Genomic DNA, 13,500 nt, shown 5'->3' with positions numbered 1-13,500 from the left:
GCACCAGCATACACTCATATAAACATGCAAAAACAGTGACTTAAAGTGCCGACGTTGGTAATATGTCCAACAAATGGCCAAGGAGCATCGGAAAATGCAGGCTGATACCACAGACAAAGCCCCCGGAAAGATCGTCGGTCGCTCCAAGGTGACCAACCGCTCCAAGGTCGGCACCGACATGGATGGGCGCACGCAATGGGTGCGTCGCCTTCGCGACTTGATCGAGGCTCATGAGCAGGATCTTGGTGGTTCGGACAACTTGAACCAGTCACAGCGATCCCTGGTGCGCCGTGCCGCCACCTTGAGCGTTGAATTGGAGCGCATGGAAGCAGGCTTCGCCACGGCTGGACAGATCAGCGCGGACGACTTGGATAGCTACCAGCGCGCCAGCAACACCCTCCGGCGCCATCTGGAGGTGCTAGGGCTTCGACAGCCGCAGCGACTACCGGAGCTAGCCCAAAGCTTCGTTACGACCGGTGAGGGCGGTCGGAAGGTGCGCGAGATACGTGACGACATCACCATGTACGGCGTGTGCGTTGGCAGGCAGCAGTCCAAGTACGAGACGGCTCGACGTATCGCCTTTGCCGTTGCTCGGGCCAAGGAGACCGGTGAACCTGTTCCTGACCTTATCGCTGACCTTGCCGTCCAACTGAGGCTGGCAGACTACGCTGATGGCGACCCCGTCATTGATGCCGTAGCTCAGGCAGAGGATGCGGCATGATGGACCTTGCCCGTCGCCGCACCACCACTGAGACCCGCATCGCCACCCTGCGACAGGCAAGAGGCGTCGCCATGCTGGACGCCAAGAGCTTCGACAGCCGGGAACTGACCGCTCTTGAGACCGAGTTGGAGGCCATAGAAGCAGCCGAAGGCGAGGCGGTGCGCCGCGAGCGTGATCAGGCAGCGGCGGCCGAACAGGAACGTCTGGCAAATCTGCGCAAAACCCTGACGATCGTGGAAGAAAACCGCCTTGAAGCCGTTGACCGTGCCGAGAAGGCAGCCCGCGACCTCTGCGACGCCCTGAAGGAAGTCCGCGCCCGCAGCGCCGACGCCACCAAGTTGCTGCGAAGCCTTGGCGTTCGCCCGGCCGTGCAGCTCGATGTGTACGAAAGCGAGTTTAGGCTGAGCCTCCGGTTCGCAGCCGCTCTGAAGCCCCTTGTCGGCCTCCGTCGCCGCTACGGGCAAATCGCCTTCCCCGAGGCTCGCACACCATACGACAAGGGATGGCGGGCTGAAGAACAGGCAATTGCAACCCCCGACATTTCCCGCGCTCTGAAAGGATCATTCTGATGGCAAAAGCTGCTGCACTCGACATTCCCGCCTCATCGGAACGGCCCGTTCCGGAAATCGATCCGGCACGCGTGGCGCTCCAGTCTGCCGGACAGGTCTGGCGTGACTACATGGTTCGCGTTCCGGCCGATTTCGTCGCCGACGACCTCAAGAGCCCTTCGGCCTGGCGCAAGGTGCAGGCGTCCCGGAATGCGCTGAAGAAGTTCGACAGGATTTTCGTCGTGAGCTTCGATGAAAGCTGGACCGGGGAGGCGATCGTCGCCAGCGCCGATTCCAAGGGCGCCGTGCTGGCAAAGCCTCGCGTTACGACCATGCCTGAGCGGTACGACAAGTTGTTTTCGGACGATTTGTACAGAATTGCCTGGAATGGCTTCGGCTACGTGGTGGAGCGCAAGGCAGACGGCCATGTGATGACCCAGGCCGTGGCCAATCCCGAACTCGCGACGCGGCTGCTGGCCCAAATGTATCCAGCGAGGGCCTGAAGATGAGCAACGAAATTGTAGTTTCCGAGAATCCTGGCGCGGCCGGAGCAGGCTCTGCGACGGGTGAAGGCCTTGCGGGTGGTGGTGGGCAGACGGGTTTTGCCTCCTTGACTGCCGACCCCGCCCGCAAGGCAGAAATTGAGCGCATCTTGAAGACCGATTTCGCTCGCTACGAAGGCGAGGGCCTGGACAAGGAATACCTCGCCCTTCTCGAAGCCGAACAGGAAGCAATAAACCCGGATTCGGTTAACCCGACGCGCCCCCTGAACCCCGAAAAATCGCGTATCGGCATGTGCGGTTCCGAGGCTGGCCGCAAGCTGGTTTCGGACTGGGAAAGCATGGGTGGTTTCAAAACGCACCTCACCAACGTTCAACGCGATGTCGGTGCCATGGTGCGCGCGATCGGCGGCAACCGGGAACAGCGGGTGTTCATGGAACACTTCGACCGCGAAGTACCTATCCCGGCCCGCCTTGCCGTCTATGACGAGATCGCCAGCGGCACGGGAATTTATGTCACCCCGGCGCCCGCCAGCGAAGTGAAGCACTTTGCATCGACCCCGGCCGGCAAAACCCTTGTGGACGAATGGGGACCGAGCGCACCTGAAAAGGTGGCGATGTTGCGGGCTCGGGCGAAGCGCCTGACCGACAACATGAGCGAGGAAGACGCCGACGATTTCTGGGCGTGGTTCGAGGGTCTCGACCCCGATCCTGTCGCTGCCATCTTCCGCAAGCTGGCGGGGTGACCCGATGAACGTCACAGTCTTTCCGGGTTCAAAAAGTCAGTCGCCGACTGTGGCCGTCGATCTTCTCGCTGACCTGACTGCTGCCTTTGCCATCGCCCGGGCAACACTCGCCGACCTGTCCAAGCATGACTTCCTGCTGACGCGCGGTGAGGTGGCATCGTTCGACACCTCCGTCATGGATCTCGACGGCTGGCGGGCGCTGCTCGCCCTGATTGAGGTCATCGGTGGGGAAATGCCGAAACACCTCGAAAGGAAAGTTTGATGTCCGGGCTTGAACTGATTTCGGCCTTGAGCGCCGGCATTACGGGCGTTGGTGCTGTCGCGGCCGGCGCGGCTCAAAACAGTGCTGCCAAGTTCGAAGCGCAGCAGCTTGACATGAAGGCCAAGGAAGAGACTGCGGCAGCCCAGAGGGATGCCCTCGCCAAGCGGCGCGAGGGCGCCATCATCAATTCACGTGCCCTGGCTGTTGCGGCTGCTTCCGGTGCGGGTGCGGGGACCGAGGCGCCTACAATCGTCAAGCTGATGGCAGATACGGCGGGAGAGGCGGAATACAATGCAGGAACCGCGATGTATGGCGGCAATTCGCGTGCTGCGGGGCTCAGGGACAGCGCCACGGGGCGTCGTGCTTCCGGCAAGGCATCCTTGCTCGGCTCCATCTTCAGCGGCTTTGGCACGGCCGCCAAGGGTATCAGCGATGCCTATGGCTGAACCAATGATCGCTTTCCATGGTTCCCCCGTTCGGTTCGACCGCTTCGACCCGGCCAAGATCGGCTCGCAATGGCGGAATCACGGCGCCTCAGGCCGTGGCATCTACCTGACAGACAGTCGTGATGTTGCCACGGGGTACGCGGTTCCCGGCTGGCGTGGCGGGGCGGCTGTAAGGGCACAGGATGACACCGGCTTTGTCTATGAAGTCGAAGCGCCTGCTGCCGCGTATATCGACTGTGACACGCTGTGCGACGAACAGCCTGAGCCGGCGAAATCGATCTTCCGCAACGCTGTTTCCGTCCTTCACGGTCCGATGGCGCGCTGGTGGCTTCATGTGCTCGCAGATGCTCCGAACAGCAGGTACTACTACAGCCAGGTCGGAAAGCTCCTCTGTTTTGCACGCAAGAACGGCTCGCCACTGGAGCCCGTGCTTGCCGAGGCCGGTTATGTCGGCAGCAAAAAGCGCGTGGAGGTGTGGAACGGCGCCTGCGAATTCTGTGTCTTCCAAACCGACCGCCTTCGAATCCTGTCGGCCCAGCCGCATCAAAGGATTGCCGCTTAGATGACCTACACGTTTTTCACCGAAGGTCACTGTATGGGCGGATTTATCCCGACCGGCGCCCAACTGGAGGCAGACCCGACGCCAGAAATCAAGCCGGGGCAATTGGTCGCCGTGGTGCTGAAAGAAACGGGGCCAATGCGCGGGCTGGCGCAATCTCTGCACGGCAATAGCTGGCTTGGCGTCGTGAAGATGTTCCTTGGCAGGACCACAACTCGAGCCGGCCGCAAAGCCTACATGCTGGGACAGCTTGAGCCGCCGATCGTGCTCGCGGTGGAAGAAGCCCACATTGCCGCGCTGCACTTGATCGTCGGCGTCAAAGAGACCCCTTGGATGCTCGAAAACACTGACGAGCAGGACGCCAGTCTAGAGGCCGCTATCGACCTCATGTCGCCCTGGTTTTGTGGAGGAGCAACCAAGCCCATTGGCCCAGATTGGCGCCCGTTTGATATTGAAGCCTTCGTTGAAAGCGTGAAGCAATTGGAGAGCGTCGATGCATAAATTCCACTGCGGACTTACTGAAACCGCCATGGGTCCCGGTCTCGGCTCAATCGCAGATCTTGGGGATCTGATCCTCAAAGCCCGTGATGCTGGGCTGAGCGACGATGAGCAGGTGAGGTTTTCCGAGCTGTTCAACTTCGCGACCCAGAATCTTCCCTATGTGAACCTGTTCTACGTCCGGCCGGCGCTCGATTTCCTGTTCCTCAATTCACTGCGCGAAGTCGCTTCGCCAGGAGCCTACCGGCGCCAGGAAAACCGCCGCCGCAAGCAGTATGGGCAGCGCAGTCTCGTGAAGCCTCTCGACCCCTTTGGGGCGTTCTGACGCCTTCGGCGAGGCTATGAAATCGCTGGCGGTGTGTCTGGTGTAGAGGGCAGCGCTGGCACAAGCGCTCGCCAGAAACGCGCGCTGGTGAGGCTCTACGCGCCGCGCTATATCGGGCGGATGGCGAAGGGCTGGACGTTCCAATCTCTGATCGATGCGAAGATGGCGGTGACGGCGCACTGCCACAACTCGGCCTGCCACCATCGGCAGGTGCTCGACCTGGTGAAGCTTGGCGATCGGTTCGGCCCTGACGCGCCGGCAATGGCGGACGACCTCATTCCGAAGCTCAAATGCGCCAAGTGTGGCAGCAAGCGCGTCGGCCTGATCTATACTCCCGACACCACGCCAAACGCCTATGGCAAGGCGAAGGACGGGCGGTGAGGCTATCGATCCTTATTGTCCTCAAGGTATTTCAGGACCAGTTTTGCCGTAAAGTTGGAGTCAACGACCCCTTGACGCATCCGATTGATGAGGTCGTCTGAGACAGCTGGCTTCGGGGTGAAATACCAGCCGTCGACGCATTTAGTAATCTGCTCGCACCGAAGAATTCGAGACATTCGATATTCGACATAGCTGGGTTTGGTGATGAATTCATGCTCGCCAGGCTCAATCCGGCAAGCCGGATCGAAGAACCTGCCTTCCTTGATCGACGTCACCGTTACAAGTAGGCAAGACGCATTCTGGCACGGATTTGTGAGGATCGCGTAGAGGTGTTTGCCGTCTTCGCCGGGTCCCGAAGGGATCAGCAACGCTCCGTTCTTTGCAGAGACGTACGCCACCGTTAGGTATGGAAAATAGCGTCTAGCGTCCGCTCGCGTACGATCTTTTTTTCGAGTTCTTCCGGTTCGGCCTTCCCCAAAAACTTGAAAACCCGACTGTAGGGAATCGGCTGCGAGGAAAAATCGGGATCTTCCCACTCGGGGCAGTTGTCATGCGTGTAGTCCCGAATTTGCCATTGATCCATGTGGCCGAACTCGGTCCACGTCTCCTCAAGAGTCTGAATCTCGGCTCGACTTAGCTCGTCGAGTCGATCGACGTTCATTCCACTATTGGGGATCGAGTAGCAGTGGTCCTCTCGGTCGGTCACAAACTCTGACCACTCATCCTTATTATCCGTCAAGCCATTGATCTGGTTCAACGTAATAGAGTTGACGGGTCCGTGTTCCATGGAGACAAGTTGGTCACGAAGCATCGAGGAGTCGAAAGCGTTCATGAAACGTCGCTCCGACAAATAGATCAGCTTAACCGCCTTCAGAACAGCGATGCGTCCGCCTTCGCGGATGGCAAAAAATGCTGCGATCTGCGCGGCTTTTCTGGAATTGTACCAAGGTTGCATCGGTGGCCCCTACGACGCGATTGCGTTGAAAATATATCACATCGGTAAACACAACGGAATGACGACCAAAATGTTTCCGCGAACAGCGGGCCCACGCGCCCGGTGACGCTCCGTCATTTCCTCAGCCTCACCCCGGCGCCGCCGCCGTTCTCTGGGATGAACTCGACGCCGGCCGCTTCGAGAGCGGCGCGGATCTTCTCCACACTGCTTACACGGGCGTCCTGGCCTGCTTCAAAACGGTTGACGGTGTTGCCCCCAACGCCGGCCGCTTTCGCTAGGTCGAGGGTGCTCCAATTGAGGGCTGCGCGCCCCATACGGCATTGAACTGGCTTCATATGGTGTTTTTATCACCAAATGCAATTGACAGCAACCGGCAATGGCCTTACCGTAATGGTGTAAATATCACCATTAGGAGTTCAAATCATGCCGAACATCACTGTTCGGGCAGCCGCCGAAGGCATGCCCGCAATCAACCGCCGCCGTATGCTCAACCTGGCAGGGGCAGGGCTCGCTCTCGCCGCCGCCGGTGCCACCGTGCGCAAAGCCTCGGCCGCGCCGATCGACGCCGCACCAGCAGGAAGGGCAAAAACGTCGCCCAAACTTCGTGCGGTGATCAAGGCACATAAGGAGGCGTTGGCCAATTGGGACTCCGTCTGCACGTGCTGCGACGAGGTAAAGCTTGGGCGCAAAGCGACGTCCGAGGAACGCCAGAAGCATGAAGGTGCCAGCGACGACGAGCAGGATGCGTTCTGGAAGGTGTGCCGGTTCCCCGCCCGCACTCCCGCCGATCTCGCCGCCAAGGGCCGATATCTGCGGCGGTTCCACAATCATTCGTTTGGCTACCTTCAGGAAGAGCAAGTGGACGCGCTCTTGCTGTCGATGGCTCACGCCAGAAAGGCGGCGCAATCGTGAGCCGCTTCATTCCCCAAGGCGACATGACGGCGGGCCAAATCATCGACACCAGCTATGATCTGCTGGCTATCCTGCGCGTTGCTGAATACGCGGCGAGGAAGTTGCAGGATGAGCCCTCGCAGGACGTGGTTCATTCCTTGCCGAACCTCCTCGCTCTGGCGATCGAACTTCATGCACCGATGCATGACGCCCTCGAAAGCCACGAAGGCAAGATTGGCGGTGCCTCATGAATATCGACAAGTCAAAGGTTCAGGATCTGGAGCCGCTGATCTGCGACTCTATCAACATGGGCGACGTGCTGATGAGTATGCTGGAGGGGCATTTCGGCAGAACTCCCGAAAAGGGCCACTACATCATCCCCGAGGCGGAAGGCGACCGGCTGTTTTTCGTTGCCTGTGTTGCGATGTCGATGTCTAAAACAGCAAGGAACGCATACTACGAAGCGCTTGGATGGGACGCGCCATGAGCACGCCACTCATCGAACCGGCCATCGTTCCAGATGTCTTCGTCACAGGAAATGCACCAACGACGGTGATGGGCGACAATCTCAGGCTGACCCTGTTTGTTGCTCAGCGCTCGACCATGGACAACAGTCCAGAAAACATCGTGGTGGCAAGGATCGTCGGGAGCAGGGCTGACATGCTCCAGATCGCCGCCGCTATCGTGCGGAGCTGCGACACCGCTCGCACCGACGCCAGCGGCACGGAAGTAGCCAACGCGTTCCTTGAGTTTCTAGACGCGCCGAAGGGCCGACACTGATCAACCGGACAACTTGTCCACTTGAAGCCCGCTGCCTCACGGTGGCGGGCTTACTACTGCGCACATGGCCACGCAATAAGCAGTGCCCGGTAGACGAGCCAAGTTGCTGGTAGCTGCCGGTCTTCTGGGTGATCGGACAAATACTTGCAGGCAACGTCTCTGACCTGTCCACCGGTCGCGCCAGGAGGAACGCAAATAAACCGCTGCTGCTCAAATTTTTGGCCGGTTTTCTTGTCGATGCCCAATATGTCAATGTTGATAGTGTCGGCCGCGCCCATGATGTAGGCGAGCGCGAAAGATCCCTGCCCGGTACAAAAACCATGGAGTTCGTTGCCGGTAAAGAAACCGGCCTGCGCTGATAGCGTGGATAACATCAACAATGCGCTGGCAGTTACGGATTTCGCCCGCATCAGAACCCCTCCTATGTCGCGTCCATGTCGCACGGACCAGCCGATAGTCGCAGGAAACCCTTGGATATCAAACAGGGCGATTCCACCGATATCCCAGAAAGGAAATTGGCCAAACGTTGGACAGGGGATGGAAGTTTTCAGCTAAGTGCTTGATTTATCTGGTACGCCCAAGGGGAATCGAACCCCTGTTACCGCCGTGAAAGGGCGGTGTCCTGACCGCTAGACGATGGGCGCGCTCAGATGTGAGCGGTTTATAGTTGCGTTGTTTGAAACCGGCAACCCGTCTGCCACCGCCTGCGACAACTTTTTTCGGTGGCAGCAAACCGCCCGGTTTCGCGGCGTTAGCATGGTTGAGCGCCGCACCGCATGTTTGTCCACCCGAACGGCTCCCCTCGGATTTCTTTAAACCGGAAAAGAACTAGCCGCGCCGGCGGCAGCGCCAGTTCCAGTCGCGCTCCGGGCCGACGTCGACGTGAACGGATTCAGTATGGCAGTAGGTGCCGACGCCGCCACGGCCGGGCATGGTGCGGATATAGTTCGCCAGATCCCATTTCGAAACGCCTGGAACCTGGATGTCGGCGGCGGCGCAATACATGTGCAGCGAATTCTTGGCGCCATTGGCGCGGCGGTTGCGGGCCGGGTCGCGATAGCCCGAGCTGACGACCATCTTCCTGCCGTAGTGACCCTCGATCGTCTTCAGCACCCGGACCAGCGACGGCTTCAGGCAGGCTACGTCCACGCTTTCAGTCTGCTTGAGGAGACCGTTGGGCGCCAGCCGGGCAAGACCGGCGGCGGACGCCACCTGATAGGAGCCGCCCGAACCCTCGTCCTCGTTGAGGTCGACATCGCTCTCGTCGTCAAGGCCGGACTTGCGCTTGATCTCGAACAGCGCCGTCTGGCGCACGCCGGGCAGTGCATCGCTGGTGTAATTGCTGGTGTCGGTCGAAGCCAGCTGCACCGGCTTTTCGGCCGCATTGGCCGAGGCCAGCGTCACGGCCGCCTTTGCCGGCGTCGTGGCCTTGTACTGCGCGGTGGCGACCTGCGCGACAGCGGCCTGTTCTCCCGACCTGGCATTAACCGGCGCCGGTGCGGCCGAAGCGGGCGTGGCGCCGAAGAATGAAGCAAGGAAGCTTTTCTTGGGCGCTTGCGGCTGTGGCTCGCCGGCGGTCACATAGACCGGATTGTTCATGACCGGAGCGGCACCTTCCGGCTTCGGTGTGGTGGCCGCCGCATCGGCTGTTTGTGCCTTCTGCACTGCCGCGCCAGCCTGCTCAGCCGTCTGCCCGGATTGCTCCAGTGGTTGCGGCGTGTGGCCTGCAATCGTCTCGGCGTCAGCGGGAATGGCAACCGGGAAACCGGCATCGGGTTTGGCCCCCGGCCTGGTCACCGGCACATAGGCGACCTGTTCGGGAAGGGCCGCATCGCTCTCTGCCGTCGTCGTCATTTGTGAAGTCGTCACCTGCGACGACGAATCGACAGCGGCGACCTGGTTGGTGCCGGAAGCGGTGCTGATATCGGCTGATGTCGCGTTGTAGCCCGGCATGCCAACGGACAAAGTAGGGTCACCGGCGGAGGTGCAGGACGCCAGAAGCACGGAAAAAAGCGCTGCCACAATAGCGCGGCTTTCTCCCTTCGCGAGGCGCGATCCTACTGATTTCAAAACAAAATTCCCCCTCGAGGTCCGACCGGTACGTCATTGGCGCGACGTCTTGATGTCTCGCCGGATGCTCCTTGTTCCCCCGACCGGAAACGAGATCTGTGTCAAATCCGCAAGCCTGAAAGTAATTCGACGGCAAGATCTGAATCGGGCCGCTTGAGGGTTGACGACACCATTTCGACCTCTTTTGGCGACACGTCAACTCACCACACATTACAGAAGGTTACACACGCACCCTGACATAGGTGCCGGGAGCATCGCCCAAGGTTTTCATATGCTTGCCGGGTTTGCGGGCGGGAACTCTTGTGTTGTCCCGGGCCTCGATCCAGCGTTGCCAGTGCGGCCACCAGGAACCGGGATGGTCGGTGGCCTTGGCGGCCCACTGGTCGAAGTCACCGATTGGCTTGCCGCCGGTCCAGTAGTGATATTTTTGCGCTGCCGGTGGGTTGACCACGCCGGCGATGTGGCCGGAGCCGGCCATGACATATTCGACCTCGCCGCCGAAATACTTCGAGCCGAGGAACACCGAGAGCGCCGGCGCGATATGGTCTTCCTTCGAGGCGAGATTGTAGATCGGGATGGTGATGTCCCCGAGCGAGATCATGCGGCCCGCCAGTTCCATCATGCCTTGCGACAGATTGTTCTCGAGATAGCAGTTGCGCAGGTAGAACGAATGGTTGGCGGCGCCCATGCGGGTCGAATCGGCGTTCCAGTAAAGCAGATCGAAGGGCAGGGGATCCTTGCCGCGCATGTAGTTGTTGACGACATAGGGCCAGATCAGGTCGCCCGAGCGCAGCATGTTGAAGGCAGTCGCCATCTTGGTGCCGTCGAGATAGCCTTTCTCGCTCATCGATTTCTCGACAGCCGCGACCTGCTCTTCGTCGACGAACACTTTCAGGTCGCCGGCATGGGTGAAGTCGACCTGCGTGGTGAAGAAGGTGGCCGATTTGATGCGGTCGTCGCCTTCCTGCGCCATCAGCGCAAGCGCTGCCGCCAAAAGCGTGCCGCCGACGCAATAGCCGATGGCGTTGACCTCTCTCTCGCCGGTGGCCTTCTCGATGGTGTCGAGGCCGTATTGCAGGCCTTCCCTGATATAGGCTTCCCAGCTCTTGGTGCCGTGGCGCTCGTCCGGGTTGATCCAGGAGATGACGAAGACGGTGTGGCCCTGCTCGACCGCCCAGCGGATGAAGGACTTTTGCGGGTTGAGATCGAGAATGTAGAATTTGTTGATCCATGGCGGGCAGATCAGCAGCGGCCGCTTGAACACGGTCTCGGTCGCCGGATCGTATTGCAGGATTTCGGCGACATCGCTGCGGCCCACCACCTTGCCGGGTGTGGTGGCGAGGTTCTTGCCGATCTCGAAGGGCGAGTAGTCGGCCTGCCTCAGTTTCAGGTCGCCCTTGCCGGCGGCGATGTCCTCGGCCAGCATCTTCATGCCTCGCACCAGGTTTTCACCGTTCGAGGCGATGGTCTCGCGAAACAGTTCCGGATTGGTCAGGATGAAATTCGATGGCGAGATGGCGTTGGACACCTGCTTGACGTAGAAGCCGGCCTTGTGGCGGGTGTGCTCGTCCAGGCCATCGGCGTGATCGACCAGTTCGGCCGCCCAGCGCGAGGTGACGAGATAGGCCTGCTTCAAAAAATCGAAGAAAGCGTTGCGGCCCCACTCCGGATCCTGGAAACGCTTGTCGCCACGCTCGGGCTTGACCGCGTCGTCGGTATCCTGGCCGTCGGCGCTGATGCGCTGGATGGCATTGGCCCAGACGGTCATGTAGCCGGAAAACAGCCGCGTCTGCGCTTCGAGCGCCCGCTGCGGGTCGGAAAGCCAGTATTCGCTGAGCTTGGAGAAGGTTTTCACCATGTCGACGACCGGCTCGGCGACATGATCGCGCACATCGCCCTTTTCGCGCGGCTCGGCCCAGGCAGCGGCTGCCTTGCCGGCTTGCTCGATCATGCGCGCCATGTTCAAGGCGAAGCGTTCCGGGTCCTTCACCAGATATTGCTCAACGGTCGAAGGCTCGTCATCTTCCGCTTTGCCCGAATCGGGTGTTTTGGACATGGTGCGCGGGGTTCCTCCCGAAGCGTTTTCTTGACATATTATCATGGGACATCCGCCAGGGTCCAACGCGCTCTACCCCGGATGCCAAGGAAACAATATGACAATTAATATTGGCGAAACTGTTTTTTCCGGCACCGGTCGTTTTTGCCGCACGGGCGTAGCGGTCGTCTTGCTGGCGATCGCAGGCTGTTCGAGCACCAATATCGACGGCGCCACGCCGGTTGCGACCGCCGAAGGGCCGAAGGACACCGGCACCTATCCTAACCTCAACGTTCCGCCGCAAGTGGCGGCCGAGCAATTCACCGAAGCGGACAAGAATGCCAAGCTCGCCCAGTTGAAGGCTGACGAGCAGGGGCAGGGCTCGAAGGGTGGCACGGTCAAGGTGACGAATCCGGCGACGCTGAACGCGCTGGCAAAGCAGCATGGGCCCGATACGCTGAAGCAGATCGGAGCCAAATGCGATCCCGCTCTCGACCCTGACTGCAAATAAGCCTATATCGCGCGACCGAAAACCGTCTTGCCAATTGTCTGGAACTGCCATGGAAGAATTTCACAAGGTTCGCCGGCTTCCGCCTTATGTTTTCGAGCAGGTCAACCGGCTGAAGGCCAGCGCCCGCTCGCGCGGCGCCGACATCATCGACCTTGGCATGGGCAATCCGGATCTGCCGACGCCCAAGGCCATCGTCGACAAATTGTGCGAGGTCGTGCGCGACCCGCGCACGCATCGATATTCGTCGTCGCGCGGCATTCCGGGCCTGCGTCGCGCCCAGGCCAATTACTATGCCCGCCGTTTCGGCGTGAAGCTCGACCCGGACACGCAAGTGGTGGCGACGCTGGGCTCGAAGGAAGGCTTCGCCAATATGGCGCAGGCGATCACCGCTCCCGGCGACGTGATCCTGTGCCCCAATCCGACCTATCCGATCCACGCTTTCGGCTTCATCATGTCGGGCGGCGTCATCCGCTCGCTGCAGGTCGAGCCGGATGACGGCTTCATTCCGGCGCTCGAACGCGGCATACGCCATTCGATCCCGAAGCCGCTGGCGCTGATCCTCAATTATCCGTCGAACCCGACAGCGCTGGTCGCCTCGCTCGATTTCTACAAGGACGTCGTCGCCTTCGCCAGGAAGAACGACATCATCATCCTGTCGGACCTTGCCTATTCGGAAATCTATTTTGACGGCAATCCACCGCCCTCGGTACTGCAGGTGCCGGGCGCGATCGAGGTGGCGGTCGAGTTCACCTCGATGTCGAAGACCTTTTCCATGCCCGGCTGGCGCATGGGGTTCGCGGTCGGCAACGAACGGCTGATCTCGGCGCTGACACGTGTAAAATCCTATCTCGACTACGGTGCCTTCACACCGATCCAGGTGGCCGCAGCACACGCGCTGAACGGCGACGGCGCCGACATCGCCGAGGTGCGCGAAATCTACCACAAGCGCCGCGACGTCATGGTCGACGCCTTCAGCCGTGCCGGCTGGACCATTCCGGCACCGGCGGCGTCGATGTTCGCCTGGGCGCCGATACCGGAACCGTTTCGTCATCTTGGCTCGCTTGAATTCTCCAAGCTTCTGATCGAACACGCCGATGTGGCGGTGGCGCCAGGTGTCGGCTTCGGCGAGCATGGCGACGATCATGTGCGCATCGCGCTGGTCGAGAACGAGCACCGGATCCGCCAGGCGGCGCGCAACATCAAGCGCTTCCTGGCATCCAGCGCCAAGCAGCCGAACAATGTGGTGCCGCTCGCCGCGCATCGCTGAGTTTG

21 protein-coding genes and 1 tRNA gene are annotated in these 13,500 nt (G+C 60.4%); 16 read left to right on the top strand and 6 right to left on the bottom strand.

Annotation, left to right across the window (positions count from 1 at the left end; all coding sequences use genetic code 11):
* The first annotated feature begins 94 nt into the window (after positions 1-94).
* Genes C9427_RS34395 through C9427_RS04760 form a run of 10 tightly spaced genes read left to right on the top strand, consistent with a single transcriptional unit; the run spans position 95 to position 4,986 of the window.
* A complete protein-coding gene (locus C9427_RS34395) occupies positions 95-721 on the top strand; it encodes a hypothetical protein (protein WP_208636345.1) in 627 nt (208 codons plus the stop codon).
* On the top strand, positions 718-1,290 hold the full coding sequence (locus C9427_RS04800) for a hypothetical protein (RefSeq protein WP_107648038.1): 573 nt from the start codon (positions 718-720) through the stop codon (positions 1,288-1,290). Before C9427_RS34395 ends, C9427_RS04800 begins: the two co-directional genes overlap by 4 nt.
* Positions 1,290-1,772, top strand: coding sequence for a hypothetical protein (locus C9427_RS04795; RefSeq protein WP_107648037.1), 483 nt, complete (start codon positions 1,290-1,292; stop codon positions 1,770-1,772). Before C9427_RS04800 ends, C9427_RS04795 begins: the two co-directional genes overlap by 1 nt.
* Before the next feature lie 2 nt (positions 1,773-1,774).
* Positions 1,775-2,515, top strand: a complete 741-nt coding sequence (locus C9427_RS04790) for a hypothetical protein (protein ID WP_107648036.1) — start codon at positions 1,775-1,777, stop codon at positions 2,513-2,515.
* Between the two features lie 4 nt (positions 2,516-2,519).
* Positions 2,520-2,777 carry a hypothetical protein gene (locus tag C9427_RS04785; RefSeq protein ID WP_146172500.1) on the top strand — a complete coding sequence of 86 codons (258 nt, stop codon included), beginning with the start codon at positions 2,520-2,522 and terminating at the stop codon, positions 2,775-2,777.
* The gene (locus tag C9427_RS04780) at positions 2,777-3,223 is read left to right on the top strand and encodes a hypothetical protein (RefSeq protein WP_107648034.1); all 447 of its coding nucleotides are present in this window, start codon (positions 2,777-2,779) and stop codon (positions 3,221-3,223) included. Before C9427_RS04785 ends, C9427_RS04780 begins: the two co-directional genes overlap by 1 nt.
* Before the next feature lie 4 nt (positions 3,224-3,227).
* Positions 3,228-3,785: a hypothetical protein gene (locus C9427_RS04775; RefSeq protein ID WP_146172499.1), complete on the top strand. Its 558-nt coding sequence runs from the start codon at positions 3,228-3,230 to the stop codon at positions 3,783-3,785.
* Complete coding sequence (locus C9427_RS04770) at positions 3,786-4,283, top strand: hypothetical protein (RefSeq protein ID WP_107648032.1); 498 nt, start codon at positions 3,786-3,788, stop codon at positions 4,281-4,283.
* Positions 4,276-4,605, top strand: a complete 330-nt coding sequence (locus tag C9427_RS04765) for a hypothetical protein (protein WP_146172498.1) — start codon at positions 4,276-4,278, stop codon at positions 4,603-4,605. The genes C9427_RS04770 and C9427_RS04765 overlap by 8 nt, the downstream gene beginning before the upstream one ends.
* Before the next feature lie 33 nt (positions 4,606-4,638).
* On the top strand, positions 4,639-4,986 hold the full coding sequence (locus tag C9427_RS04760) for a hypothetical protein (protein ID WP_245436977.1): 348 nt from the start codon (positions 4,639-4,641) through the stop codon (positions 4,984-4,986).
* 2 nt (positions 4,987-4,988) lie between these two features.
* Here the strand turns inward: C9427_RS04760 and C9427_RS04755 are convergent, their stop codons facing one another.
* Entirely contained in the window at positions 4,989-5,354 is a 366-nt protein-coding gene (locus tag C9427_RS04755) for a hypothetical protein (RefSeq protein ID WP_146172497.1), read from the bottom strand.
* Between the two features lie 32 nt (positions 5,355-5,386).
* Positions 5,387-5,941: a Panacea domain-containing protein gene (locus C9427_RS04750; protein ID WP_107648029.1), complete on the bottom strand. Its 555-nt coding sequence runs from the start codon at positions 5,939-5,941 to the stop codon at positions 5,387-5,389.
* A 423-nt stretch (positions 5,942-6,364) separates the two neighbouring features.
* On the opposite strand from C9427_RS04750, the gene C9427_RS04740 reads away from it, so the two are divergent.
* Genes C9427_RS04740 through C9427_RS04725 form a run of 4 tightly spaced genes read left to right on the top strand, consistent with a single transcriptional unit; the run spans position 6,365 to position 7,612 of the window.
* Positions 6,365-6,853, top strand: coding sequence for a hypothetical protein (locus C9427_RS04740; RefSeq protein WP_107648028.1), 489 nt, complete (start codon positions 6,365-6,367; stop codon positions 6,851-6,853).
* On the top strand, positions 6,850-7,083 hold the full coding sequence (locus C9427_RS04735) for a hypothetical protein (RefSeq protein ID WP_107648027.1): 234 nt from the start codon (positions 6,850-6,852) through the stop codon (positions 7,081-7,083). The genes C9427_RS04740 and C9427_RS04735 overlap by 4 nt, the downstream gene beginning before the upstream one ends.
* Positions 7,080-7,319 (top strand): hypothetical protein, encoded by a 240-nt coding sequence (locus C9427_RS04730; RefSeq protein ID WP_107648026.1) that lies wholly within the window; start codon positions 7,080-7,082, stop codon positions 7,317-7,319. The genes C9427_RS04735 and C9427_RS04730 overlap by 4 nt, the downstream gene beginning before the upstream one ends.
* Complete coding sequence (locus tag C9427_RS04725; RefSeq protein ID WP_107648025.1) at positions 7,316-7,612, top strand: hypothetical protein; 297 nt, start codon at positions 7,316-7,318, stop codon at positions 7,610-7,612. The genes C9427_RS04730 and C9427_RS04725 overlap by 4 nt, the downstream gene beginning before the upstream one ends.
* Before the next feature lie 53 nt (positions 7,613-7,665).
* On the opposite strand, the gene C9427_RS04720 is transcribed toward C9427_RS04725, so the two are convergent.
* The 4 genes from C9427_RS04720 to phaC form a co-directional block, all read right to left on the bottom strand.
* Complete coding sequence (locus C9427_RS04720; protein WP_107648024.1) at positions 7,666-8,022, bottom strand: Rap1a/Tai family immunity protein; 357 nt, start codon at positions 8,020-8,022, stop codon at positions 7,666-7,668.
* A 159-nt stretch (positions 8,023-8,181) separates the two neighbouring features.
* Positions 8,182-8,256, bottom strand: a tRNA-Glu gene (locus tag C9427_RS04715).
* A 184-nt stretch (positions 8,257-8,440) separates the two neighbouring features.
* Positions 8,441-9,634, bottom strand: coding sequence for a YcbK family protein (locus C9427_RS04710; RefSeq protein ID WP_245436975.1), 1,194 nt, complete (start codon positions 9,632-9,634; stop codon positions 8,441-8,443).
* A gap of 268 nt (positions 9,635-9,902) precedes the next feature.
* A complete protein-coding gene (phaC, locus tag C9427_RS04705) occupies positions 9,903-11,738 on the bottom strand; it encodes a class I poly(R)-hydroxyalkanoic acid synthase (RefSeq protein ID WP_107648022.1) in 1,836 nt (611 codons plus the stop codon).
* Positions 11,739-11,835: 97 nt separating this feature from the next.
* On the opposite strand from phaC, the gene C9427_RS04700 reads away from it, so the two are divergent.
* Entirely contained in the window at positions 11,836-12,228 is a 393-nt protein-coding gene (locus tag C9427_RS04700; RefSeq protein ID WP_107648021.1) for a hypothetical protein, read from the top strand.
* Between the two features lie 49 nt (positions 12,229-12,277).
* Positions 12,278-13,495 carry an LL-diaminopimelate aminotransferase gene (locus C9427_RS04695; protein WP_107648020.1) on the top strand — a complete coding sequence of 406 codons (1,218 nt, stop codon included), beginning with the start codon at positions 12,278-12,280 and terminating at the stop codon, positions 13,493-13,495.
* The last annotated feature ends 5 nt before the right edge of the window (positions 13,496-13,500 follow it).

The sequence above is a fragment of the Mesorhizobium helmanticense genome (assembly GCF_003034915.1).
In the GTDB taxonomy this organism is placed as follows: Bacteria; Pseudomonadota; Alphaproteobacteria; order Rhizobiales; family Rhizobiaceae; genus Mesorhizobium; species Mesorhizobium helmanticense.
This window is presented reverse-complemented; position numbering and strand designations above follow the sequence as displayed.